This is a genomic window from Streptomyces sp. BR123 (genome assembly GCF_013401435.1).
GTDB lineage: Bacteria > Actinomycetota > Actinomycetes > Streptomycetales > Streptomycetaceae > Streptomyces.
In genome coordinates this window covers 1-256 of sequence record NZ_JACBGN010000709.1, presented here as the reverse complement: position 1 = coordinate 256, position 256 = coordinate 1, and the positions used below count along the sequence as shown (strand labels likewise).

Below are 256 nucleotides of genomic sequence, written 5' to 3'. Positions count from 1 at the left end.
AGTTTCTCACTCTTGTATCGCTACTCATGCCTGCATTCTCACTCGTGAACCGTCCACAACTACCTTCCGGCGCTGCTTCACCCGGCACACGACGCTCCCCTACCCATCACAACACCCGTTGGGGCTTCTGCTGCAATGACACGACTTCGGCGGTACGCTTGAGCCCCGCTACATTGTCGGCGCGGAATCACTTGACCAGTGAGCTATTACGCACTCTTTCAAGGGTGGCTGCTTCTAAGCCAACCTCCTGGTTGTC

At 56.2% G+C, this 256-nt stretch carries 1 rRNA gene; it reads right to left on the bottom strand.

Features of this window, described 5'->3' with window-relative positions:
• A 23S ribosomal RNA gene (locus tag HYE82_RS37140) occupies positions 1-256 on the bottom strand; the annotation flags it as partial.